This window comes from Acinetobacter calcoaceticus, from assembly GCF_900520355.1.
Taxonomy (GTDB): Bacteria; Pseudomonadota; Gammaproteobacteria; order Pseudomonadales; family Moraxellaceae; genus Acinetobacter; species Acinetobacter calcoaceticus_C.
In genome coordinates this window covers 3372946-3396783 of sequence record NZ_LS999521.1, presented here as the reverse complement: position 1 = coordinate 3396783, position 23838 = coordinate 3372946, and the positions used below count along the sequence as shown (strand labels likewise).

24 protein-coding genes are annotated in these 23838 nt (G+C 40.7%); 22 read left to right on the top strand and 2 right to left on the bottom strand.

The genetic code is table 11. The annotated features are described in order from the left end of the window. Positions 1-53: 53 nt before the first annotated feature. A complete protein-coding gene (locus AC2117_RS16275) occupies positions 54-896 on the bottom strand; it encodes a class I SAM-dependent methyltransferase (RefSeq protein WP_133975466.1) in 843 nt (280 codons plus the stop codon). 294 nt (positions 897-1190) lie between these two features. Further along, positions 1191-2210, bottom strand: coding sequence for a beta-N-acetylhexosaminidase (gene nagZ / locus AC2117_RS16265; protein WP_133975464.1), 1020 nt, complete (start codon positions 2208-2210; stop codon positions 1191-1193). Positions 2211-2401: 191 nt separating this feature from the next. Between nagZ and AC2117_RS16260 the strand changes: the two genes are divergently transcribed. The 22 genes from AC2117_RS16260 (at position 2402) to AC2117_RS16155 (ending at position 23831) form a co-directional block, all read left to right on the top strand. After that, the gene (locus AC2117_RS16260) at positions 2402-4585 is read left to right on the top strand and encodes a carboxy terminal-processing peptidase (protein WP_133975462.1); all 2184 of its coding nucleotides are present in this window, start codon (positions 2402-2404) and stop codon (positions 4583-4585) included. Between the two features lie 137 nt (positions 4586-4722). Next, on the top strand, positions 4723-6009 hold the full coding sequence (locus tag AC2117_RS16255; RefSeq protein WP_133976413.1) for a glycosyltransferase family 4 protein: 1287 nt from the start codon (positions 4723-4725) through the stop codon (positions 6007-6009). 24 nt (positions 6010-6033) lie between these two features. After that, positions 6034-6585, top strand: a complete 552-nt coding sequence (locus AC2117_RS16250) for a phosphatase PAP2 family protein (RefSeq protein WP_319923170.1) — start codon at positions 6034-6036, stop codon at positions 6583-6585. Between the two features lie 99 nt (positions 6586-6684). Then, complete coding sequence (gene iscX / locus AC2117_RS16245) at positions 6685-6885, top strand: Fe-S cluster assembly protein IscX (RefSeq protein ID WP_069036256.1); 201 nt, start codon at positions 6685-6687, stop codon at positions 6883-6885. Positions 6886-6998: 113 nt separating this feature from the next. After that, on the top strand, positions 6999-7430 hold the full coding sequence (gene ndk / locus AC2117_RS16240; protein WP_003654870.1) for a nucleoside-diphosphate kinase: 432 nt from the start codon (positions 6999-7001) through the stop codon (positions 7428-7430). Positions 7431-7553: 123 nt separating this feature from the next. Beyond that, positions 7554-8789, top strand: a complete 1236-nt coding sequence (rlmN, locus tag AC2117_RS16235; protein ID WP_133975458.1) for a 23S rRNA (adenine(2503)-C(2))-methyltransferase RlmN — start codon at positions 7554-7556, stop codon at positions 8787-8789. 15 nt (positions 8790-8804) lie between these two features. Further along, positions 8805-9605, top strand: coding sequence for a type IV pilus biogenesis/stability protein PilW (pilW, locus tag AC2117_RS16230; protein ID WP_197730941.1), 801 nt, complete (start codon positions 8805-8807; stop codon positions 9603-9605). Continuing rightward, complete coding sequence (locus AC2117_RS16225) at positions 9596-10387, top strand: helix-turn-helix domain-containing protein (protein ID WP_133975456.1); 792 nt, start codon at positions 9596-9598, stop codon at positions 10385-10387. The genes pilW and AC2117_RS16225 overlap by 10 nt, the downstream gene beginning before the upstream one ends. Positions 10388-10408: 21 nt before the next feature. Then, positions 10409-11524 carry a flavodoxin-dependent (E)-4-hydroxy-3-methylbut-2-enyl-diphosphate synthase gene (ispG, locus tag AC2117_RS16220; protein ID WP_133975454.1) on the top strand — a complete coding sequence of 372 codons (1116 nt, stop codon included), beginning with the start codon at positions 10409-10411 and terminating at the stop codon, positions 11522-11524. Continuing rightward, positions 11521-12813 carry a histidine--tRNA ligase gene (hisS, locus tag AC2117_RS16215; RefSeq protein WP_133975452.1) on the top strand — a complete coding sequence of 431 codons (1293 nt, stop codon included), beginning with the start codon at positions 11521-11523 and terminating at the stop codon, positions 12811-12813. Before ispG ends, hisS begins: the two co-directional genes overlap by 4 nt. Before the next feature lie 28 nt (positions 12814-12841). Further along, a complete protein-coding gene (locus tag AC2117_RS16210) occupies positions 12842-13540 on the top strand; it encodes a YfgM family protein (protein WP_042894820.1) in 699 nt (232 codons plus the stop codon). Continuing rightward, complete coding sequence (bamB, locus tag AC2117_RS16205; protein WP_133975450.1) at positions 13540-14685, top strand: outer membrane protein assembly factor BamB; 1146 nt, start codon at positions 13540-13542, stop codon at positions 14683-14685. Before AC2117_RS16210 ends, bamB begins: the two co-directional genes overlap by 1 nt. Before the next feature lie 187 nt (positions 14686-14872). Continuing rightward, positions 14873-16282 carry a ribosome biogenesis GTPase Der gene (gene der, locus AC2117_RS16200; protein WP_042894826.1) on the top strand — a complete coding sequence of 470 codons (1410 nt, stop codon included), beginning with the start codon at positions 14873-14875 and terminating at the stop codon, positions 16280-16282. Between the two features lie 196 nt (positions 16283-16478). Continuing rightward, positions 16479-17093 (top strand): beta-ketoacyl synthase chain length factor, encoded by a 615-nt coding sequence (locus tag AC2117_RS16195; RefSeq protein WP_133975448.1) that lies wholly within the window; start codon positions 16479-16481, stop codon positions 17091-17093. Beyond that, positions 17078-17881, top strand: a complete 804-nt coding sequence (locus tag AC2117_RS16190) for a lysophospholipid acyltransferase family protein (protein WP_133975446.1) — start codon at positions 17078-17080, stop codon at positions 17879-17881. The genes AC2117_RS16195 and AC2117_RS16190 overlap by 16 nt, the downstream gene beginning before the upstream one ends. Position 17882: 1 nt before the next feature. Further along, the gene (locus AC2117_RS16185) at positions 17883-18143 is read left to right on the top strand and encodes a phosphopantetheine-binding protein (RefSeq protein ID WP_000067033.1); all 261 of its coding nucleotides are present in this window, start codon (positions 17883-17885) and stop codon (positions 18141-18143) included. A gap of 5 nt (positions 18144-18148) precedes the next feature. After that, on the top strand, positions 18149-18403 hold the full coding sequence (locus AC2117_RS16180) for an acyl carrier protein (protein ID WP_080592314.1): 255 nt from the start codon (positions 18149-18151) through the stop codon (positions 18401-18403). Next, positions 18400-18954, top strand: a complete 555-nt coding sequence (locus AC2117_RS16175) for a Clp protease (RefSeq protein WP_171459074.1) — start codon at positions 18400-18402, stop codon at positions 18952-18954. Before AC2117_RS16180 ends, AC2117_RS16175 begins: the two co-directional genes overlap by 4 nt. 9 nt (positions 18955-18963) lie before the next feature. Further along, complete coding sequence (locus AC2117_RS16170; RefSeq protein WP_133975444.1) at positions 18964-20622, top strand: AMP-binding protein; 1659 nt, start codon at positions 18964-18966, stop codon at positions 20620-20622. A 2-nt stretch (positions 20623-20624) separates the two neighbouring features. After that, entirely contained in the window at positions 20625-21365 is a 741-nt protein-coding gene (locus AC2117_RS16165) for a glycosyltransferase family 2 protein (protein ID WP_133975442.1), read from the top strand. A 2-nt stretch (positions 21366-21367) separates the two neighbouring features. Further along, the gene (locus tag AC2117_RS16160) at positions 21368-22294 is read left to right on the top strand and encodes an acyltransferase (RefSeq protein ID WP_133975440.1); all 927 of its coding nucleotides are present in this window, start codon (positions 21368-21370) and stop codon (positions 22292-22294) included. A gap of 1 nt (position 22295) precedes the next feature. Next, complete coding sequence (locus tag AC2117_RS16155) at positions 22296-23831, top strand: HAL/PAL/TAL family ammonia-lyase (RefSeq protein ID WP_133975438.1); 1536 nt, start codon at positions 22296-22298, stop codon at positions 23829-23831. Positions 23832-23838: the final 7 nt, after the last annotated feature.

The following is a 23838-nucleotide window of genomic DNA, read 5'->3' as shown; positions in this document are numbered from 1 at the left end:
TAATCCTTATAATTGGAAGCCCGTTTAATACGAGCTTCCATTTTTTATCTTTATTATTTTGTTTGAGCATGAATGGTCCAGACTAGATCACCTAAATGCTGTTCATGAGCCTCAGATGAAATTTGCCCAAAGAATATTTGCGGCTGTTCAACACTAACTTGACCAAACCCTGCATCTTCAAAAAAGTCTTGAACTTCCTGAGGGCTTTTAAAGTGAAAACTAAAAGAACTGCGCGACATTAATTTAAGTAATTTACTACTGTTCCAGATAATGCTGGCAAGTTTATTTTTAACAGGTTCAGGGTAAAGGTCAGTTAAATAGTGAAGCTTTTTAAAAGAAGCGCCATAGTGAGCGATCGATTGAATGAGTTGTTTTAATAAATCTTTATCAAAATAGTTAATTAAACCTTCACTAATTACAACTAATGGGCGGTTCGGATCAAATACCTCAAATGCTTGTGCAAAAGCTTCTGTAAATAAATCAACTGATAAAATTTCGGGCGCATTTTGTTCAATTTGCTGAAGTGCATTTTGTTTGGTTTGTGCCATATCGGGTAAATCAAGCTCCCGATAGGTAATTGAAGGGTAATGCTGTCTAAACCACCATCCGCGAGGGGACAGGCCACATGCTATTTCAAGGACTTGTAGATCAGGATTCTCTTGAATTAACTTCTCTAAATGATGATCAAGCATCGTGTGGCGTTGTTTAAGGGTCGTGCGCATGCTGCCACCCACATATTTCTCCGCCCAAGATTCTATCGGGTGAACCAAATATGCCAGTGATTTTCCTTTGGTTGTGGCAAGTGCTTCGTGAGAGATCCCCATTTGGTACCAGATATAACCCGTATAGTGGGCTGTAAAAGAGATGTGGCGGTGTTTTGAAAGTTGTTGTGTCATTCGTCCTGAACTCGGTTTATTGTTTTTCTGTGATCTTAATTGCCTGACTATAAGATCTTGTATTGAAATTATGTCATTTAAGCTGACTAGTACATCACGGCGGAGTTTTACTGTGTAAATGTTTCATTTCGGGAGTAACCTTCGGTTCGACCTACTTTTGTTTTGGCAAAAGTAGGCAAAACCATTGTCATCTGCAAAACCTGTTAGATGCATCCATCTGTCTTATATATTGCAAATACAATACTTATTTAAGAAGTACGCAGGTTGCAGATGACGCTTGCACGTATCCATAATTTAGAATGAATTTTTAAACTCTTCAATGGCTGTTCTGACAGCTTGCCACTCATTTCCAAGCGATAAGGTTTCACCAATCTGAATTTGTGGAATTTGACCACGCATACGTTCTAAACGTTCTTGGTTTGGTAGCGCAAGTTTTTCGATACCTTCTAGTGCTGTGCATGCCGCATTACGGTCATTACACACAAGCCCCATATCACAACCCGCAGAAAGCGCGGCTTGAATACGTGCATCTGCACCACCTGCTACACACGCGGCCTGCATACTTAAGTCATCAGAGAAAAGTACACCATCAAACTTCAAACGGTTGCGTAGAACTTCTTGAATCCAGAAAGGAGAAAAACCAGCTGGATTTGGGTCAATCTGATCATAAATGACATGTGCAGGCATAAGTGCATCAAGCTGAGGCATGAGCTTGATAAAGCTTTGCATGTCATGATTATAGATTTCGTCATAGCTACGGCTGTCAATTGCAGCTGAGACATGAGAATCTGCTTTCACTGAACCATGACCTGGGAAGTGCTTGCCTGTATTTGCCATTCCGGCTTTTTTCATGCCTTGCATCAATGCGCCAGCAAGTGGTGCGATATCCTCAATGTTTTTAGAGAAACCTCGGTCACCAATCACGTCACTAATGGCATTGAGGTCTAAAACTGGTGCAAAACTAAAATCGATACCGACAGCAAGGACTTCGGTTGCCATGAGCCAACCACACTGTTCAGCTAGCTCAAGTGCTTTTTGAGGTTGGGTAATATAGAGTTCACCAAAACGGCCCATGGCTGGTAATAAGGTGAAACCAGATCTTAGGCGCTGAACTCGACCACCTTCTTGGTCGACAGCAATTAAAATATCTGGACGAATTTGACGCATGTGGTCTGTTAAAGCACGGACTTGTTGTGGAGATTCAATATTTCGTGCAAATAAAATCATGCCACCGACTTGCGGAGCGCGTAATAGTTCAATATCTTCTTGAGTAAGTTCTGTGCCGGCGATATCCAGCATCAATGCGCCAATCATATTGGTTCCATTTGAATTTTGATAAAAAACAATAAGCGAATTTTGCAATGTTTTGCTACATTTTGTCAGTACAGAATATGATAAAACTACACGGTATAAACAATTTAGTTGGTTAAGATTTTGAATCTGCTTAGTTCATATCGAAAACAGAGCATGTAAGATAGGAACACCCAAGGAAGTATTAAGAATTTATGAAACTTCAAACTATAGCTTGTGCAGTAGCGATCGCGACTGGCGGTTTATTCTTCTCTCATACGATGAACGAAGCGAGAGCAGCAACGAATACTGCTGTGGTTTCTCAATCGATTCAGCCAACGCAAGAACAGGCTTTGGTAGCCCGCCAACTGGCAACTTTAGTTGATCGGCAGCATTATTTAAATATGCGTCTGGATGCGACAACATCAAATCGTATTTTAGATATGTATTTAGACAGCCTTGATCCAGATCACTCATTATTTTTAGACACTGAAGTTCAAAACTATAAAAAACTATACGGTTCAAATTTCGGTGCTTCATTAAAATCGGGGAATTTAACGGGGCCATTTGCAATTCATCAGCAATATCGTGAACGCTTAAAACAATTTTATGAGTTCATGTTGACTGAGTTGAAACAGCAGCAAAATCTAAAACAGCCAAATAGCTATATTGAAATTGATCGTGAAAAAGCACCGTATTTCAAAACTACGGCTGAGCAACAAAATCATTGGCGCAAAATGTTGGCTTCACAGTTAATCAACTTAACCATTAGCCGTGAAGAAGAGCAGGCTAAACAAAAAGCGCTTAAAGAGAATCCTTCACTTGCTGATGGTCAAGACTTAACTGGCCCAGAAGATTTAACACCAGCTCAGACGTTAACTAAACGTTATACACGTCAGCTTGAAAGAATTAGTCGTGTGAAAAGCGATGATGTTTTGGACAAAACATTAAATGCAATGTTGGCGACCTATGATCCACATAGTAATTATTACCCGCCAATTGATGCGATAGAACTTAATCGCCAAACGACTTTGCAATTAGAAGGTATTGGGGTATCGATTCGTCCAGAGCGTGGCAACGAAGATTACACCAAGATTGAAACTATTGTAGAAGGCGGTCCTGCAAGTAAGTCTGGTCAAGTGAAGTCAGGAGATCGAATCATTGGTGTCGCTCAAGGGGGCGAGAAAATGATTGATGTGGTTGGTTGGACAAGTTCTGAAATTGTGGGACTCATTCGTGGTAAACGCGGAACGAAAGTAACTTTAAAACTTCTTGGTGCTGGAGCATCAATGAGTCAAGCGCGTAATGTGACGTTAGTGCGTGATGTGATTCAAGAAGAAGATGCAGGTGTCCGTTCACGTACAGTTGAAGTTAACCGCGATGGTAAAAAGCATCTGTTGGGTGTGATTGAAATTCCATCTTTCTATTTTGACTATCGTTCACGTCGCGCGGGCCAACAATACCGTTCAGTTTCTGAAGATACTGCAAATGCTTTTGAAGCGTTAAAAGCGAAGAAAGTAGAAGGTATTATCATTGATTTGCGTAATGACCCAGGTGGTTCATTAGAAGAAGTTGCACGTATGCTTGGTCAGGTAATCAAGTCTGGTCCAGTAGTCCAAATTCGTGATGGTAATGGCAACGTAAGCGTTTTTGAAGATAACGATGGTGGTCAACAAATTTACACTGGCCCCCTTGCTGTCATGGTGAACTTGGCATCTGCATCTGCAAGTGAAATTTACTCTGCTGCAATCCAAGACTATGAGCGCGGTATTATTATTGGTAGTACAACAACTGGTAAGGGTACAGCTCAGGTACAACTTGATACTCTGGCATACGGTCAAGCGACTTTAACTCAGCGTAAGTTCTACCGTATTACCGGTGGTAGTACACAAAATAAAGGTGTAGTGCCTGACATTAAACTCGTCGATATCTACAACGAAGAGTTTGGTGAGCGTAAATCGAAGAATGCGTTGAAGTGGGACACTATTCCTACAGCGCCATTTAAACGTGAAGGTTCTGTTCAACCTTATGTCACAAAGTTATCTCAATTTTCTGAACAACGTGTAAGTGCTGATCCGCAGTTTAAATATTTGAATAAACGTACTGCAATTGCTAAGGCTACAAGTGAGCAAAAGCAAGTTGTACTTGATATTGATAAGCGCCGTGCGGAATTACTTGCTTTAGAGAAACAGACTCTAGACGCAGAAAATGAACGCCGTGCAGCAAGTGGTCAAAAGCCTTTTGCAAACTGGGAAAGCTATCAAGCTTCATTAGATGCTCTAGCTGAATCTCGCGCTAAAATGAAAGCTTCACAACGTCCTGCATTGCCAGAAGAGGAAACTTTTGTGACTGAAGCTGCAAATGTACTCATGGACTATGCAAAATTGCAAAATCGCTAAGCGTTATTAAGTTTTAAGAGAAAAGCATACTGTCATCAGTGTGCTTTTTTATTTTTCATGTCAGTAAACTGTCATGCATTTATCATCAAAGTGTCAAAAAAACTGCTTAATCTTTAAGCATGAAAATAAATACATTGATGGATGGCGCTATGCAAAGCTCATACGCGACAGCACTATTAAAACAACAGCAACTTCCTGAAAGCTTCCAATTCTTTTTTAAACAAAAGCAGATATCCAATACGCATTCATTGCACGATTTGGTTCGCCCACGTTTAAAAATTGCGATTGTTACCGAAACATGGCCACCTGAAATTAATGGCGTGGCACTTTCATTATTACAATTATGTCAAGGTTTACAAAAACAGGGGCATAAGATTTTATTGATTCGCCCAGAACAAAAAGCAAAATGTCATGACTTTACGCCAGAGCAAGAATGTTTGGTGATGTCGCAGGCTATTCCGAAATATCCAACTTTGCAGTTTGGTTGGCCACAATATTTAAAAGTATCGAAAGCTTTTGAAAAGTTTGTGCCGGATGTAGTCCACATTGTGACAGAAGGGCCTTTAGGTTTAACTGCCATGCAGGCCGCAAAAGCAAAAGCTATTCCGGTTTCTAGCGGCTTTCATTCACCCTTTCAAGATTTTAGTCGATTCTTCGATTTGGCTTTTTTAGTAAAACCGATTCAAAAATACCTGTGCTGGTTTCACAACAATACTCAAGTGACCTGTGTGCCGAGTAAAGATACACAAGAAGCGTTACGTGGTTTTGGTATTACTTGCCCGTTGGTTGTTGTTGGGCGCGGCGTAGATACAACAAGATTTTCACCAAAGCATCGCTCTGAAAATTTGCGAAAACAATGGGACGCCGATGAGAATACGCGCGTTATGCTCTATGTGGGGCGTTTGTCACCAGAAAAAGAAGTGCAAGTGCTCATTGAAAGTTATGCCAACTTACAAACTGTTCCTCCACATAAAACTAAATTAGTGATTGTGGGAGATGGCCCAGATTTTGCTCGTTTAAAGTCATTGCCTGAAGCGAAGGGTGTTATCTTTACTGGAAGTCTGAGAGGTCAAGATTTGGCAGCTGCCTATGCGAGTGCAGATGTATTCGTATTTGCGAGTCAAGTTGAAACGTTTGGTAACGTAGTTTTAGAGGCGATGGCAAGCGGTTTGCCCGTTATCGCGTATGATTATGCATGTGCACATCAATATTTAACCCATGGTGTGAATGGCTGGTTAAGCCCACTTGGACAAAAAAACCACTTTATACAACAAATTTATCAGCTTCCTTCAGTACAACAACTTAGAGAAATGGGCGTACAAGCCTGTCATAAAGTACAGCAAAGCGGTTGGCAACTTCCGGTTCAGCAATTGGAGCAGGCATTTTATCAGGTAGTGAAGGAGCCCTTGGAGGACTTCACCTAAGTATCCTAAAATAGGAGAATGACCATGAAACTTAAGAATGCAAAAATAAAAATACTCGATTTAGATTTGAGAGGCTGTTTATATCTTAATAATTTCTCTCACTCACAACGTGTTGCTCTTTTTTTTAAAATCATCAGTCGTGTGGGTGATGGTCCATTTTGGTATCTCATGCTGGCAATCGTGTGGGGGATGCAAGGCATTACCTATGGCCTGCAAATCATCTACTTGTTATTAGGTGGTTCTGTTGGGACAGCGATCTATAAATTCTTAAAACATAAAACAACGCGACCGCGTCCTTATCAGGTGCATCAGGTAATTGTGCTCGGTGAAAGACCACTTGATCATTTTAGCTTTCCATCTGGCCATACACTTCATGCCGTGATGGTCACAATTGTTTTAGGTTATATCCAGCCCGCGCTGCTTGCGGCGATGTTTCCCTTCATGGTGCTTGTCGCATTGTCTCGTATGGTGCTTGGTCTTCACTACCCAAGTGATGTGATTGTCGGTGCGCTCATTGGTGCGGCAGTCGCAAGTATGATTATTTTTATGGCTCCGCTATTGAACATCGCTTTATAAACATCGGTAATTTTTATCAGCTTAAGCTATCGATTAGGTTTGTGGATTTGCTAAAGTACACAGTTCGTGATTTAGCAGATTAAACAGATAGGAGCCGCTATGGGCTTACGTTGGACAGATACGATTGAAATTGCGATTGAATTGTCGGAAGCACATCCAGAAGTTGATCCGCAATGGATCCGTTTTACCGATTTACATGCATGGGTATGTGCATTACCAGATTTCAGTGATGACCCAAATAAATCGACAGAAGGATTGCTAGAAGGGATCCAAATGGCCTGGATAGACGAAGTTCGCTAAAAACAGTAGAAAAAATCGCAACTTTTACACATTCAAAGCTGATTATTGCCTATGACATCGGTATAATGCGGCAAATTTTTTAAAGTTTAAATCTTAAAATAAAGGAGCCACTCATGGCTATTGAACGTACTTTGTCTATCGTAAAACCTGATGCAGTGTCTAAAAACCACATCGGTGATATTTTTGCTCGTTTTGAAAAAGCGGGTTTAAAAATTGTTGCGACTAAAATGAAACACCTTTCTCAAGCTGATGCTGAAGGTTTCTATGCTGAGCATAAAGAACGTGGTTTCTTTGGTGACTTAGTTGCATTCATGACTTCTGGTCCAGTTGTAGTATCTGTTCTTGAAGGCGAAAATGCAGTTCTTGCACACCGTGAAATTTTAGGCGCTACAAACCCTAAAGAAGCAGCTCCTGGCACGATCCGTGCTGACTTTGCTGTAAGCATCGATGAAAACGCTGCTCACGGTTCTGACTCAGTTGCTTCTGCAGAGCGTGAAATTGCTTACTTCTTTGCTGACAACGAGATCTGCCCACGCACTCGTTAATCGAAAGCATTCAAACCAGATAAGTGGTATACTACTTATCTGGTTTTTTTATTCTCTCAAGAGAATATTGTTTGATTCTTGAACAATATCTTCAGTTTTTTGACATGGTTTAGGTAAATACACATGAGTTCTGCAGAGGTCGTTTCATCTGAAAATCTTGATGGACAGCAGCAATCTTCGTCCACGCTGGTCATGCCTGCTGCCGAAAATAAAGTGAATTTACTCGGCATGTCTCGTCCGGAATTAGAAAAATTCTTTGAAGATATTGGCGAAAAAAAGTTTCGTGCCGGTCAGGTCATGAAATGGATACATCAATACTTCATTACTGATTTTGCTGAAATGACCAATATTTCAGGAAAATTACGTGAGAAGCTTGAACAGATTTGTGAAGTCAAGGCTCCTGAAGTTGTTCACCGTCACTATTCAAAAGATGGTACACGTAAGTGGGTTTTTCGTGTGGGCGATGGTGCGGGTTCTTTGGTTGAAACCGTATTAATTCCTGCAGAAGATAAAACAGGGTTACGCAAAACTTTGTGTATTTCATCACAAGTGGGTTGTGCATTGGACTGTTCATTTTGTTCAACAGGTAAACAAGGTTTCCAACGCGATTTAACGCCAGATGAAATCATTGGACAACTCTGGATGGCAAACTATTCTTATATGGAAGAAGTGCCTGTTGCTGAGCGTGAACGTTCAGTGACCAATGTCGTGATGATGGGTATGGGTGAGCCATTACTCAATTATGATGCCGTATTAAGCTCAATGCGGATTATGCTTGATGACTTTGCCTATGGCATGTCTAAGCGCCGTGTGACTTTATCAACGTCGGGTGTTGTACCGAAAATTGATCAACTTGCAAAAGACATTGATGTTGCTTTAGCAATTTCTTTACATGCACCAAACGATGAATTACGTAACGAATTAGTACCAATTAATAAAAAATATCCATTGGCTCAGTTAATTGCTGCATGTCAGCGTTATATTGCCAAAGATGGTAATGAAAGTTCACGTAAACATGTGACCATTGAATATGTGATGTTAGAGGGTGTAAATGATTATCCTGAACATGCACAGCAAATGATTAAATTATTAAAAAACTTACCAAGTAAAATTAATTTAATTCCATTTAATCCGTTCCCGCATGCACCATATGGTCGCTCAAGCCGAAATCGAATTATCTCGTTCCAAAAAACTTTGTCTGATGCTGGATTTGTGTGTACGATTCGTCAAACACGTGGTGATGATATTGATGCTGCATGTGGACAGTTAGTCGGTCAAGTGGCTGATAGAACGCGTCGTGCTGAACAGTGGCAGAAAAAAGTCACACAGCGTCAAGAGATTTTGCGTACACAAGGGTAAAATTGAGGGCAGGCTTTGAGTAATCCAAAGTTAAAAACGGTATTTTGTATGGGGGTTGCAGTTGCGCTTTTGGCAAGTGGTTGCCAAACAACGCATGTGCAAAAAAAAGACCCAGAAAAAGCGGTAAAGGTGCGTACACAACTTGCTGCTGAACATATCCGTTCGGGTGACTTGGATTCAGCAAAGCGAGCGCTTGATCAAGCTCTAAGTGTAGATAGCCGTGATGCAACGGCAAATATGATGATGGGTATTTTACTACAGCAAGAAGGTAGTAAGCCGAACTTAGAAAAAGCAGAACATTATTTTAAACGAGCAATTTCATCTGAACCAGATAATGCTCAAGCACATAATAATTATGGTACTTATTTATACCAAATGGAACGCTATAATGATGCGATCGAGCAATTTCGTATTGCTGGCACAACATTAGGGTATGACCAACGCTATCAGGCGTTAGAAAATCTGGGGCGTATTTATTTAAAATTGGGTGATGTTGCGAATGCTGAAAAAACATTCAAACAATCACTCCTTGCTAACCGCGACTCTTATATTTCAATGTTAGAGTTAGCGGAAATTTTTTATTTGCAGCAGCAGATTCCGGCTGCTACACAAATGTATGAGCAATATGTTCGTACAGTGGGGCAGAAAAATCAGGGTGCAAGAGCACTTTGGATTGGTGTAAGAGTGGCTCGAGCCAATGCGGATAAAATGGGAATGCAAGTGTTAGTAAACCAATTACGTGCCTTGTTCCCGGAAAGTCCAGAATATCAACGTTATTTGCAATTACAGTATAGTACTGAGGCCGTATGGAAATAAATCCTAATTCACAGCAGCCAACTGGCTCAAGCTTACCGACTTCTGCTTTAGGAAATATTCAACGTCCTGGTGAGTATTTACGTCAAATTCGGGTTGCTCAAAATAAAGAGTTAGTGCAAGTTTCCTCAGATTTAAACATGCCAGTTAAAACTCTAACTGCTTTAGAGCAAGATGATTATAAGTCATTACCAGAAGCGACTTTTATCAAGGGTTATTACCGTTCATATGCGAAATATCTAAATACAGATGCGACGGCAATTATTCAGCGCTTCGATGAGATTTATGCAAATGATACCGGACTTTTACCGAACCATGCCTTAAATAATTCACCGATTAAAATCATGGGTAAACTCCCTGGTTCTAATAGTGATCGTAACAAAAAATGGTTAAAGCGCGCACTGCTTGCAATTTTGGTTATTGCTGTTGTGTCATTGATTGTTATGGGTATTCAAAAATGGACTTCAAAGAAAGAAGATGCTGATTTACCTAAAGTAAATCAATCTAATGTTGAAGTTTTACCTATGAAAGGAGATACCACCTCAACAGTGGGTGATCAATTGGTGCTAAACTTTAACCGACCAACTTCTGTTCATATTGTGGATGCAACAGGTAAAGTTTTGGCGACTGGTCGTCAGTCATCAACTTTAAATTTAAATGGTGAGTCACCATTCCAGATCCGTCTTGATGATGCAACTGCTGTGTCATTAAGCTTAAACCAAGAACAGATTTCATTGTCTCCATATACGGTAAACGGTAAAGCTGAATTCCGTTTATCCCGCTAATACCATGAGTTGAGCGATACAATGATAGAGAACCCAATTAAACGTCGACCAACACGCAAAATCCGTGTTGGGTCGGTGTATGTCGGTGGCGATGCACCTATTAGTGTGCAAAGTATGACAAACACTGAAACTTGCGATGTTGATGCAACAGTGGCTCAAATTGAGCGTTGCGTCGAAGCAGGTGCTGATATTATGCGTGTTTCGGTCCCGTCTATGGAGGCTGCTGAGGCATTTGGCGCAATTCGTAAGCGCGTTTCAGTACCATTGGTTGCCGATATTCATTTTGACCATAGAATTGCTTTGGCAGTTGCAGATTATGGTGCAGACTGTTTACGCATTAACCCAGGTAATATTGGATCCGACCAGAAAGTTCGTGAAGTCGTTGCTGCGGCGCGTCATCATGGCATTTCTATACGTATTGGTGTTAATGCGGGTTCTTTAGAAAAAGATTTACAAAAAAAATATGGTGAGCCTACAGGTCAGGCATTGCTTGAATCAGCACTACGCCATATCGATATTTTAGACCGTCTTGATTTTCATGAATTTAAAGTAAGCGTAAAAGCATCTAATGTGTTTTTAACAATGGATGCTTATCGTTTACTCTCTCAACAAATTGACAATCCATTACACCTTGGCGTAACCGAAGCTGGTATTTATCGTACGGGTACGGTTAAATCGGCGATCGCATTGGGCGGTTTGTTGATGGAAGGCATTGGCGATACGATGCGTATTTCGCTTGCTGCCGAACCAGAGGATGAAATCAAGATTGGTTTTGATATTTTGAAATCACTTGGTTTGCGTTCTAATGGCATTAACTTCATTGCATGCCCAAGCTGTTCACGCCAAGAGTTTAATGTTATTCAGGTGATGCAATCTTTGGAAAAACGTTTAGAAGATATTCGTACTCCAATGGACGTGTCCGTGATTGGCTGTAAAGTAAATGGCCCGGGCGAAGCGAAAGAAGCAGATATCGGAGTGGTCGGGGCAGCGCCTCGTTCATTGGTTTATCGTAATGGTGAGAAAAGCCATTTAATCGATACCGATCAATTGGTTGATGAAATCGAAACAATGGTTCGTCAACGTGTCCAAGAGCTTGAAGAAGCTAAATCTAAAGAAATTATTCGTAGTTCATCATGAGTTCAATTGTCGCAATCAAAGGTTTTAATGACGTCTTACCAACGCAAACAGTAGCGTGGAGACGTCTCGAGCAATATTTAGCATCTTTAATGGATGCTTATGGTTATCAACAAATTCGTTTGCCGATTATTGAACAAACGGGCTTGTTTAAACGTACCATTGGTGATGCAACCGATATTGTTGAAAAAGAAATGTATACCTTTTTTGACAAAGGTAATCCACCTGAGTCGTTAACCTTACGTCCAGAAGGTACGGCTGGTTGTGTTCGCGCGATGCTTGAACATAATTTGTTGCGTGGTGCTACACCGCGTGTGTGGTATATGGGACCTATGTTCCGTTATGAAAAGCCACAAAAAGGCCGTTACCGTCAGTTTCACCAGTTTGGCGTGGAAACTTTTGGCGTAGCAACACCTGATATTGATGCCGAATTAATTTTGTTGACTGCACGCTTATGGAAACGTATGGGTGTTGCTGATAAGGTTCAACTTGAGTTGAATACTTTAGGTGAGGCTGATGAGCGTACAGAATACCGCAATGCATTGGTTGCTTTTTTAAACGAGCATAAAGATGCGTTAGATGAAGATTCTCAGCGTCGCTTAACAACAAATCCATTACGCATTTTAGATTCTAAAATTGAATCTACCCAGAAAATTCTGGAAAATGCACCGAAATTGCATGATTTCTTAAAAGAAGATAGTTTGGATCATTTTAAGCAGTTACAAGACTATTTAACTGCTGCTGGTATCCAGTTTGTAATTAACCAGAAGTTGGTACGCGGTCTGGATTATTACAACAAGACTGTTTTTGAATGGACGACTACGGCACTTGGTTCGCAAGGTACAGTATGTGCTGGTGGACGCTACGACGGTTTAGTTGGCCAGTTAAAAGGTAAGCCGGATCAATCTGTACCAGCTGTTGGTTTTGCGATGGGTATGGAGCGTTTATTACTTCTGCTTGAGCAAGTTGAACAGGCCGAAGTTATTCGTGATTGTGAAGTCTTTTTGGTTGCAGAACCTGCTTATCAAACGAACGCTTTGATTTTAGCGGAACAATTACGTGACCAGTTAGAAGCTGCTAATAGCGGTATTCGAATCAAAACAGGTTCGCAAGGCAGCATGAAAAGCCAGATGAAAAAAGCTGATCAGGCTGGAGCAATCTTTGCTTTGATTTTAGGGGAACGAGAGTGGGATGCACAGCAGCTTGCAGTAAAAGAACTCGCAACAGCTGAACAGTCACAAGTCGCAATTGCTGATCTCGTACCATTTTTAATCCAAAAATTTACAAAATAAACTGAAACATCTGGAAAAGGACAATCACATGAGCGTAAGTGATGAAGAACAATTCGACAGCTTAAAGTCGTTCGCCAAAAAATATGGTTCTGCCATGATTAGCGGAATTCTCATTGCGTTGATTGCCTTTTTCGGGTGGACATATTGGCAGAAAAAGAATCTGGCAACTAGTCAGGTAGAAACTGCAAAAGTACAGCAGTTAATGGATGAAGCAAATGCAAGTGCCGATAATCCTAATGCCTTAACTTCGGTAACTGCATCGGCAGATAAAATTGTAAAAGATGATATCGACTCTGTTCAGGCAATACAGACTCAGTTTGTATTAGCAAAATTAGCCTATGAAAAACAGGACTATGCTGCTGCCGAAAAAGCATTAAAGAAAGTTGAAAATTCAAAAGTAAAAGATGAAGGTTTGATTCAGGTTGTAAAATTGCGTTTAGCAGATGCACAATTGGCACAAAACAAATATGATGAAGCACTAAAAACCCTGTCTGGTAACGTCGATCCTGCATTTAAAGCAACGGTAGAAGAGTTACGTGGTGATATCTTTGTTGCTAAGAAAGATGTTGATTCTGCTAAAAAAGCGTATCAGGCAGCTTGGAATTCGTTACTAGAACGTAAACAAGAGCGACAAATTTTACAAATTAAACTCGAAAGTGTTGGCGTTTTAGTTGAAGATCCACAGATTGAGCGCCCAATTTTGGAAACACAGGTGGAAGAGTCTTAATGAATCATAAATTCAAACTGCCTTTGGCAATTGCAATCGCATCGGCTGTACTAGTGGGATGTTCGAGTAATAAAGTAAAAGAAGTTAAACCTAATCCGCTACCGAAATTGACCGAGTCGAAAAAGACCTTAACGCCAGTGTTTTCGCGTAATGTTTCTTCTACTGATAAGGCTGATCCATTACGCTTACAACTTGATGCAAGTGACGGTGTGGTTTTCACGCTTGATCCAAAAGGCGAAGTAGCTGCATATCGTGGTAAACAACGCATTTGGGAGAAAAAAGTCAGCAAATTAGGCTTGAGCTCTGGTGTTGAAGCTGCTGAAGGAATTGTTGTTGTTGGTAATAGTAAAGGGCAACTCTTTGCACTAGATCAGGCAACAGGCGAACAGAAGTGGACTGCACAGTTATCGGGCGCATTGTTAAGCCCGTCTTTGGTTCAATCTGGACGCGTTATCACTGTTGCGAATGACGGTACTGTATTTGCACATGATGCTGCTTCAGGCCAACAAGTTTGGGCTTATAAATTACCAAATGTACAATTTAGTTTACGTGGTCAGGCATCACCGGTGAGCCTTGATCCTCGTACTGTATTAATTGCATCTGCAAATGCATATGTTTATGCAATTGATACCATTAGTGGTATTCCACGTTTCCAACGTCGTGTTGCAGTAAGCGAAGGTCGTTCTGATATTCAGCGTTTGGTTGATATCGAAGGTGATCCTACTGTAGCTGGACAATTTATGGTAACGACTAGTTTCCAAGGTCAAGTGACTGTAACCGATCTTGCTTCTCAACGTGTAGTTTGGAGTGAAGATTCGAGCAGTACTAAACGTCCTGAAGTTTATGACAATAAAGTATTTGTTTCTTCAACAGATGGTAAGTTAACAGCTTACGATTTAGCGTCTGGTGAAAAAATCTGGGAAAATGATAGTTTGTTAAACCGTCATTTAAGTAATCCAGTTGTGCTAGGACAAGATCTTGTTGTAGGTGATTTAGATGGCGTATTGCATCTTGTTGAACCAGCAACAGGTAAATTAATTGGTCGTTCAAAAACAAGTGGTGAAGTTAATACATTACGTGTTATCGAGAACCAACTCTATGTTTCGACCAGAAAAGGCGATTTAAGTATTTGGCAGAATCGTTAATTTCGTTCGCTTGTGCTAAAATAAGCGCTTAACAAATTACGCTGTTAAAAATATCGGGGTGTTTGAATTAAATCAGTTCAAAGCCCCGTCTTTTATTATGGTCATCTCTGACCTTAAAATATATCTCCTGTACTGTTTTTAATGCTCATGCCATGAGATATGGCTGGTCTTGAATTAAGGTTATTGTATGAAACCCGTTATTGCGCTCATTGGTCGTCCGAATGTCGGAAAATCAACGTTATTTAACCAGATTACCAAGAGTCGTGATGCACTTGTAGCCGACTTCGCGGGCCTGACTCGTGACCGTAAATATGGTGATGCGACTTATCAGAATAAGTCTTTCATTGTTGTTGATACTGGCGGTATTGGTGAAAATGAAGGCGGTATTGATAACTACATGGCCGAGCAGTCAAAAACAGCGATCAATGAAGCAGATATCATTATTTTTGTGGTTGATGCGCGTGCTGGCTTATTGGCTTCGGACGAACAAATTGCCCGTGAACTGCGTACTTTGGGTAAAAAAGTTTACTTGGTTGCCAATAAAGTTGATGGTGTCCATGCAGAAGCTGCGTTGGTTGAGTTCTACAAACTTGGTATGGGTGAACCTTTACAAGTTGCTGCCAGCCATGGACGTGGTGTACAGCAAATGCTTGAGGATGTCTTGGTAGACGTACCTGAAGATGAAAATCCAGAAGAGCATGACAAAGCAACAGGCTTACGTTTAGCGATTATTGGTCGTCCGAACGTGGGTAAATCGACTTTGGTCAATCGTTTGCTAGGCGAAGACCGTGTGGTTGCATTTGACCAACCGGGCACAACGCGTGATTCGATTTATATCCCATTTGAACGTGATGGTCGTCAGTACACTTTAATTGATACAGCGGGTGTGCGTCGTAAAGGTAAAGTTGATGAAATGATTGAGAAATTCTCAATCGTAAAAACACTACAAGCCATTAAAGATGCACATGTCATTGTGGTGGTGTTGGACGCTCGTGAAGGCGTGGTCGAACAAGATTTGCATTTGATTGGTTACGCACTTGAAGCTGGTCGTGCCATGGTGATCGCCATTAACAAATGGGACAACATGACTGAATACGATCGTAAACAGTGTAAGTTGGATGTTGATCGCCGTTTTGACTTTATTCCTTGGGCGAAAGTGCATTTAATCTCGGCATTGCATGGCACGGGTGTAGGGGAAATGTACCCATCCATCCATCGTGCTTATGACTCATCACATTTAAAAGTTTCACCTGCGAAATTAACCCAAATTTTGAATGATGCTACAGATGCACATCAACCGCCAATGGTAGGTGGTAAACGTATTAAAATGCGTTATGCGCATATGGGTGGACAAAATCCACCAACGATCGTAATTCACGGTAATAAAGTAGACAAAACCCCAGCAGATTATCGTCGTTACCTTGAGAATGTGTTCCGCAAAGTTTACAAACTGGAAGGAACGCCAGTACGTGTTGATTTTAAAACGTCGGAAAACCCATTTGAAGGACGTAAGTCACAAGTGGATGAGCGCGTTGCGGCACGTAAACGTCGTTATGTACAGAAATTCAAAAAAGCTGAGAAAAAGTTTAAACGTTAAGCTTTTTAAAGTTCAAAAACCCAAAGTTTTCTTTGGGTTTTTTATTGCAAATAAATGAGCATGAGCCAAGATTTATGAAAAAGTGTGAATGATAAACGTAATTTTTTGTAAATTTCATAACGAATGCTATAATCAGCATCTTTATAAAATAATTTATATTTCGACAGAATAACGCTGCTTAGGGTTCACTTTTAGCATGGTAACATTACATCTTGCTCAGCTTACATTTACACATGCTCAGCCCTCATATACAGCCCTTGACTGTATTCCAGCTATGCAACGTAGACGGTTATCGCCATTAGCTAAACTTGCTTTGAATAGCGCGCTTGGTGCATTAAATGGTAGTAAAGTCGATTATATAGTTTGGGTATCACGATATGGTGACGAGACTAAAACGTTGAATATCTTGCAAGACGTTTTAAGTGAGCAAACCCCGTCACCCACACAATTTTCAACCTCTGTTCATAATGCAATTTCTGGGCTTTATTCTATTTTATGTCAAGATGACACGCCATCTACCAGCTTAAGCTGCTCATGGACTGAAAGTTTGATTGAGGCCTATGCTCTTTTAAAGTCAATGAAAGATATCGAGCGGGTATTAGTCGTTGCCTATGATGAGCCTTTACCCCAAATTTATGCTGAGGCAGTCGATTTCCCTGCTTATGGGATGGCTGCGGTCGTTACCCTAGAGCAACCTAATTTACAAATTACTGCGTGGACGCATACAGATGAAGCAGATGGTCCTAGTTTTGCTCATTTTTGGCAGGATACTGACCAGTTAATATCTGCATTTGGGTGGAACAAATGCTAAATCTTAAAAATCTGAAGCAAAAAAGTAATTATTGCTGGCGTGTAGCTGCAACTGGTTTTAGCTTTGCCAGTTTCGGTCTGGGCGGTATGGTAATTGCCACAGTCATTGCACCTGTGCTGAATGCCACAACCTCTGATTCTGAAAAGCGTCAGCAGCGTGCGCAGAATGTGATTAAGTATAGCTTTAAAGGCTTTACCGAAATGATGGTCAAACTGGGCATCATGACTTACTCGGTCGAAGGTCTGGAAAAGCTACAGAATAGTCGCCAAGAGCTTGTAATCGCCAATCATCCGAGTTTGATTGATGTTGTAGTACTAATTGGTATGATGCAGCAGGCTAATTGTGTGGTGAAGCAGTCTCTTTGGTCGAACCCATTTACCAAAGGACCTGTACAAAGTGCGGGTTATATTTTAAACGCGGGTTCTCAGCAATTTGTTGAAGACTGTGTGATGCGTCTGAAAGAAAATAATGCGGCTTCTCTTTTAATTTTTCCGGAAGGAACGCGTACTGAAAAAGGGATGACCCTAAACGAATTTCAGCGCGGTGCAGCCAACATTGCCATTCGTGCAAATGTACCAATTCGCCCAGTAGTTATTACCTGTACACCATCGACATTAACCAAGAATGAAAAATGGTACCACGTACCATCTCGACCATTTCATATCGAAGTGAAAGTACTCGATGCTGTACAAGTTTCAGATTTGTTAGATGATTTAACAGTAGGACCTAAACAAGTTCGTCAGTTAAGTCGTAGTTTTTATAAAATTTTTGATGAAGAGTTATCGTGAAATGAGCAATCTTGCTGATGAACTAAAGCAAATGATTATTGATGTTTTGGCACTAGAAGATATTACTATTGCAGATATTGATACAGAAGCTCCATTATTTGGAGAAGGTTTAGGATTAGACTCGATTGATGCACTGGAGTTGGGACTGGCTTTGAAAAAGCGTTACAACATTCATTTAAATGCGGAGTCGGATGAAACCAAACAGCATTTTAAATCAATCCAGAGTTTAGTTGCTTTAGTTGAAGCACAGCAGAAGTCATAAGGAGTGTGATGATGTTATCTCAAGAGCAAGTATTAACTAAACTCCGCGAATGGATGGAAGATTTGTTTGAAATTGAACCGGAGTCTGTTCAACTCGATTCAAACTTATATTCAGATCTTGATGTAGACAGTATTGATGCAGTTGATTTAGTTGTAAAAATTAAAGAATTAACTGGTAAGCAAGTAAAACCTGAAGATTTTAAAAATGTGCGAACCGTACTGGATGTTGTGACGGTTATTCGGAATATGACTGCTGAATGAAGCTCGTGATTAAAGGGATGATTACAGCACTTTTTGTGTTGTATCCCTTTATTGTGGGTTGGAGTTTGACGCACGGTCAATTTGTTTGGGTGAGTGTGTTACTCATCGGATTAGGTGTGGTCAGACTTTTTAGTAAAGGCAACTCATTATTATGGCCTTTAACTGGTTTTGCCATTGTTTGTGGCAGTCTTAGCTTACTGTCACATAATCACGCTTGGTTAAAGTTATATCCAGTCGGTATGAGTTTGGGTGCATTGGTTATTTTTGCACTGACACTCATCAAACCGCCGTCTATGATTGAGCGCTTTGCCCGACTCGTTGAACCTGATTTACCTCCTTCTGGTGTGCAGTGGACCAGACAGGTGACTAAAGTCTGGTGTGCTTTCTTTTTCTGTAATGCATTGATTGCTTTGACTACTGTGCTTTTTACTTCAATGCAGGTTTGGGTCATTTATAATGGCTTTATTTCTTATGTGCTGATGGGTATTTTGTTCGTTGGTGAATTTATTTTGCGTAAGCGACATCAGCGTTTACATTCTTCAAATCATTAATTAAAAATTATGCATTGTCATTTTCAGAAATTCATCGATTCAGTTCAGCCACTTTGTATAGACAGTGCTTTGCATCCGACCAGTTTTACTCAATTTTGGCAGGACGTTGCTTTACAAGCTGCAGCAATTGCTCAAATAGAAAATTTAACTTGGGCATTATGGGAAGCAGACAGCTATGAATTTCTGGTTTTATTCTTTGCCGCTTTGTTAGCGAAAAAACAGGTACTTTTACCACCAAATCGAGTACGCGAATTAGAACAAGATTTCGCAGCACAGCAGATTTATTTTTTAAAGCGTCAAGATGTTGAAAAAGTTGTTCCTTTATCTTTAATTTTGGATAATGCTTTTCTAGAGCAGGCACAACTCTATTTTTATACATCAGGTTCAACTGGCGAACCTAAAAAAATCCCAAGAACACTCAGACAACTACTCAACGAAGTTCAAGGATTAAGTCAGAGTTTTACTTTCGATGAAAATGCAATTGCGATCGCAACGGTCAGTCATCAGCATATTTATGGATTACTGTTTAAATTATTGCTACCCCTTGCTACGGGTCGAAGTTTTTATACATCTCAAATGGCATTTCCTGAAGATGCGGTACAAGCTCAAAAACAATTAGAAACGTTGGGTTTAAGCAATTATTTGATCTCAAGTCCTGCATTATTAAAACGCTGGACAACCGATGTGGTTTTACAACACTGTCAGATGGTCTTTAGTTCGGGTGGCAAACTGGAAAGTGGTGTTCGTCCTTTATTAAATCGTCCGATTATTGAAGTTTTGGGAAGTTCTGAAACCGGTGGTATTGCCCATCGTGCTCAAGATGAGGATGCTTGGACTGCTTTTATCAATGTGGCTATTCGTATTGAAGAGCAACAGCTTATGGTGAAGAGTAATCATGCCTATGAGGATGACTGGATTACGACAGGTGATGGTGCAGCATGGTCAGATGCAACGTGTCAGACTTTTAAGCTGATGGGGCGTACAGATCGAATTATTAAACTTGAAGAAAAGCGTCTGAGCCTAGATGCGATCGAGCAAAGCATTCAAGCTTTAGATGCAGTGCAACAATGTCATGTACTGGTACTTGAACATGAGCATCGTCAAATATTGGGATGTATTGTTGTTTTAAAAGAACAAGCTCGGGAACAATTACAGCAACTAGGTAAATCAGCTTTTGTTGGTCATTTAAAACAGCAATTAAAAGATCACTTAGAAACTTTAGCGATTCCTCGTCAATGGCGTTTCCTCAGTCAGTTGCCGCAAAACTCGCAGTCTAAACTTAACAAAAACTATTTGAAAACTCTATTTAAACCTATGTTACAACCAGTCGTACTGTCGCAGTCTCAAAGTTCAGATGACCATATTTTGAGCCTTGAGTTTCCACCAGAGTTAGCTTGTTTTAAAGGGCATTTCCCAACACAACCGATTTATCCTGGGGTTGGGCAAATAGGTTTTTTACAATATTTTGCTAAGTCAATTTGGTCGGACTTAAATTGGTGTCAGGGGTATGAACAGCTAAAATTTCAAAATCTGATCCGTCCTTATGCAATTGTGCAACTTAAGCTTTCTCGAAAAGAGCATAAAGTGAGTTTTGAGTTACGCGATTCAGAACAGATTTTGGCTTCTGGGCGTTTATTATTCGCTTTGCAAACGGAAGTAGAGGGTTAAAAATGAAGACCAACTATGGCTTTGTTATCCCAGTTTATAATCATCCTCATTATTTAGCTGACTTGATTGCCTATCTAGATCGCTTTCATTTGCCGATTGTATTGGTGAATGATGGAAGTGATGATGCTTGTAGCCAGATTTTACGGGCATTGGCCGATCAATATTCCCAAATTCATTTAATTGAACATGAAGTGAATAAGGGCAAAGGGCAAGCTGTGATTACAGGATTACGTGCTGCACATGAGTTGGGTTTAAGCCATGCCTTACAACTTGATTCAGATGGGCAACACCACTGGGATGATATTCCTAAATTTATTGAGCAGTCCCAGCAACATCCCAAAGCTATGGTGATTGGTCAGCCGTACTTTGATGAATCTATTCCTAAAAAACGGTTGTATGGTCGTTACATTACCCATTTTTGGGTGTGGCTTAATAGTTTGTCTTTTGAAATTAAAGACAGTATGTGTGGGTTTAGAGTATATCCACTCGAGAGCACTATTAAAGTTTTGAATAGCGCTAAGTTTCAGCCACGTATGGGCTTTGATAGCGAAATTTTGGTACGTTTAAAATGGGAAAATACCTCATTTATTAATGTACCGACACCTGTGGTTTATCCAGAGCAGGGCATCTCTCATTTTCATGTCTGGCGAGATAACTTAGGCCTGAGTAAAGCACACGCAAGCTTGTTTATGGGTATGCTGATTCGCTTGCCGAAGCTGCTAAAACAAAAGCTGCAAGGTTAATCATGACACATTCAGCTTCTCCAAAATGGAACGATATTAAAGAGCGAGGAGGCATGTTGCCCCTCATGCTCGTGTTGTGGTTTTATCGTTTTTGTGGGCGTTGGTTATGCAAGTTGGTGATGTACTTTGTCATTATGTGGTATTGGCTATTTGCCAACACAGCACGCCAAGCTTCCTTACTTTATTTACAAAAACTGCATCATTTTGCCGGAACACAATCTCCGTTTAGTCACCAGCCCAATTGGACAAACAGCTACGCGCATTTTATGCAATTTGGCGAATGTATTTTAGATAAGATTGAAGGTTGGCTAGGTCATATCTCCGAGCAAAATCTGGAAGTTTTTGGACATGAAAATTTCTCGCAGTATTATCAAAAAGGTGCTCTTATTATTGTCTCTCACTTTGGCAATATTGAGTTGCTTCGAGCAATTAAGTCAGAGCATCCGCAGAAAATTAATGTGCTGGTTTACCAAAAGCACGCGACAAAATTTAATGAGTTTTTGAAAAAACTAAATGATAAGGCTGATGTTTGCTTATTGCCCGTCGATGAGTTGGGTATTGAAACTGCTATGATTTTACAAGACAAAATGCAACAGGGTGAGTGGGTCATTGTAGCGGCAGATCGAGTACCTGTGCAGTCAGACCGTGTACAGCAGATTGAGTTTTTAGGAGAGCCAGCATCCTTCCCTCAAGGTGCATGGATCTTGGCAAATTTACTGAAAGTACCTGTTATTGCAGTGTTTTGCTACCGTGTGCAACAGCAGTTTCAAGTTCATATTCATTCAATTGCCGAGCAGGTGAGTTTACCTCGTGCTAACCGTATTGAAAGTATGCAAACCATAACTAAAACGTATGTTGCTGTACTAGAACAGCATTGTCTGCGTGCTCCTTATCAATGGTTTAATTTTTATAATTTTTGGACGAAATAACATGCGTGTGTTAACCGTAGGTGAACAGCCACTGAGTATTGAAGATGTTGTTTCTGTAGCAAGAGGCGAATGTCAGGTCGCTTTACCTGAGTCATCTTCATGGCGTGACCTAATTCAAAAAGGTGCTGATTTTCTCGATCAGTTACTTGAAGAAGAAGGCGTTATCTATGGTGTGACCACGGGTTATGGTGACTCGTGTTTGGTTGAAGTACCATTACATCAGGTTAATGAATTACCTCTGCATCTTTCACGCTTTCATGGCTGTGGTTTAGGTGAAAATCTGGATGTGATTACCGCACGTGCAGTAGTCGTGACGCGCCTATGCTCGTTGGCTCGCGGTTATTCGGGCGTATCGATAGCACTCCTTGAACGCTTGGTTTGGCTACTCAACGAAAATGTAATTCCAGTCATTCCATCTGAAGGTTCGGTGGGAGCAAGTGGTGACTTAACGCCGTTGTCTTACATTGCGGGAACTTTAGTCGGTGAGCGTGATGTCTACGTCGATGGACAAATTGTTCCTGTTGCTAAAGTGTATGCCGAAAAAGGTTTGCAACCATTAACGCTCAGACCGAAAGAAGGTTTAGCGCTCATGAACGGCACAGCGGTAATGACGGCAATTGCGTGTTTAAACTATAAAAAAGCAGAGCAGATTTCACTCGCAAGTACTTTGATTACGGCTATGAATGTATTGGCCTTGGAAGGTAATCCAAGCCATTTCGATGAAGTACTGTTTGCACAAAAACCTCATCCGGGGCAGCAGCAAATTGCAAAGCAATTACGTGATTGGCTCAATAGTGAAGTACAAACAGAACATCAAAGCCCACGTTTGCAAGATCGTTATTCATTGCGTTGTGCGCCTCATATTATTGGTGTATTTGAAGATTCAAAAGTATGGTTGCGTCAGTTTATTGAAAATGAATTGAACTCAAGTAATGACAACCCCTTGATTGATCCAGTGGGGATGCGTGTATTGCATGGCGGTCATTTTTACGGTGGACACATTGCGCAGGGGATGGATAGCTTAAAAATTATGATTGCCAATATTGCTGACTTGATGGATAGACAGATTGCACAGCTAGTCGATCATAAAATGAATCATGGTCTACCACGTAATTTAACGGGCGCAATGACCGAACGCTTACCGCTCAATCACGGTTTTAAAGCTGTGCAAATCGGGGTGTCGGCATGGACTGCTGAAGCCTTAAAAAATACGTTGGCAGCGTCGATTTTTTCACGTTCAACCGAGTGCCATAACCAAGACAAAGTCAGCATGGGAACCATTGCTGCACGTGATGCGAGCCGTGTAATTACCTTAACACATCAAGTGATTGCAGCCCTTTGCTGCGCTAGTGTGCAGGCGATTCATTTAAAAGGTTTAACAGCACAGCTCAGTCCGACATTGCAGGCATTTATGCAATGGACCTTACAAAGTTTTGCATTTGTTGAAGAAGACCGACCATTACAAACCGAATTACAACAGATTGTTGATCGTTTAGACCAACTTGAATTGTTTAATCAACCAGAATTTATGGGATAAGGTGAGC

What these genes read in the sequence shown, in the direction of transcription:
- nagZ (WP_133975464.1), bottom strand. Translation starts at nt 2,210, where the DNA reads ATGATTGGCGCATTGATGCTGGATATCGCCGGCACAGAACTTACTCAA.
- AC2117_RS16195 (WP_133975448.1), top strand. Translation starts at nt 16,479, where the DNA reads ATGGTAACATTACATCTTGCTCAGCTTACATTTACACATGCTCAGCCC.
- AC2117_RS16210 (WP_042894820.1), top strand. Translation starts at nt 12,842, where the DNA reads ATGAGCGTAAGTGATGAAGAACAATTCGACAGCTTAAAGTCGTTCGCC.
- AC2117_RS16165 (WP_133975442.1), top strand. Translation starts at nt 20,625, where the DNA reads ATGAAGACCAACTATGGCTTTGTTATCCCAGTTTATAATCATCCTCAT.
- der (WP_042894826.1), top strand. Translation starts at nt 14,873, where the DNA reads ATGAAACCCGTTATTGCGCTCATTGGTCGTCCGAATGTCGGAAAATCA.
- ndk (WP_003654870.1), top strand. Translation starts at nt 6,999, where the DNA reads ATGGCTATTGAACGTACTTTGTCTATCGTAAAACCTGATGCAGTGTCT.
- AC2117_RS16170 (WP_133975444.1), top strand. Translation starts at nt 18,964, where the DNA reads ATGCATTGTCATTTTCAGAAATTCATCGATTCAGTTCAGCCACTTTGT.
- AC2117_RS16275 (WP_133975466.1), bottom strand. Translation starts at nt 896, where the DNA reads ATGACACAACAACTTTCAAAACACCGCCACATCTCTTTTACAGCCCAC.
- AC2117_RS16155 (WP_133975438.1), top strand. Translation starts at nt 22,296, where the DNA reads ATGCGTGTGTTAACCGTAGGTGAACAGCCACTGAGTATTGAAGATGTT.
- rlmN (WP_133975458.1), top strand. Translation starts at nt 7,554, where the DNA reads ATGAGTTCTGCAGAGGTCGTTTCATCTGAAAATCTTGATGGACAGCAG.
- AC2117_RS16255 (WP_133976413.1), top strand. Translation starts at nt 4,723, where the DNA reads ATGGATGGCGCTATGCAAAGCTCATACGCGACAGCACTATTAAAACAA.
- AC2117_RS16175 (WP_171459074.1), top strand. Translation starts at nt 18,400, where the DNA reads ATGAAGCTCGTGATTAAAGGGATGATTACAGCACTTTTTGTGTTGTAT.
- AC2117_RS16160 (WP_133975440.1), top strand. Translation starts at nt 21,368, where the DNA reads ATGACACATTCAGCTTCTCCAAAATGGAACGATATTAAAGAGCGAGGA.
- AC2117_RS16250 (WP_319923170.1), top strand. Translation starts at nt 6,034, where the DNA reads ATGAAACTTAAGAATGCAAAAATAAAAATACTCGATTTAGATTTGAGA.
- hisS (WP_133975452.1), top strand. Translation starts at nt 11,521, where the DNA reads ATGAGTTCAATTGTCGCAATCAAAGGTTTTAATGACGTCTTACCAACG.
- AC2117_RS16260 (WP_133975462.1), top strand. Translation starts at nt 2,402, where the DNA reads ATGAAACTTCAAACTATAGCTTGTGCAGTAGCGATCGCGACTGGCGGT.
- iscX (WP_069036256.1), top strand. Translation starts at nt 6,685, where the DNA reads ATGGGCTTACGTTGGACAGATACGATTGAAATTGCGATTGAATTGTCG.
- AC2117_RS16185 (WP_000067033.1), top strand. Translation starts at nt 17,883, where the DNA reads ATGAGCAATCTTGCTGATGAACTAAAGCAAATGATTATTGATGTTTTG.
- bamB (WP_133975450.1), top strand. Translation starts at nt 13,540, where the DNA reads ATGAATCATAAATTCAAACTGCCTTTGGCAATTGCAATCGCATCGGCT.
- AC2117_RS16225 (WP_133975456.1), top strand. Translation starts at nt 9,596, where the DNA reads ATGGAAATAAATCCTAATTCACAGCAGCCAACTGGCTCAAGCTTACCG.
- ispG (WP_133975454.1), top strand. Translation starts at nt 10,409, where the DNA reads ATGATAGAGAACCCAATTAAACGTCGACCAACACGCAAAATCCGTGTT.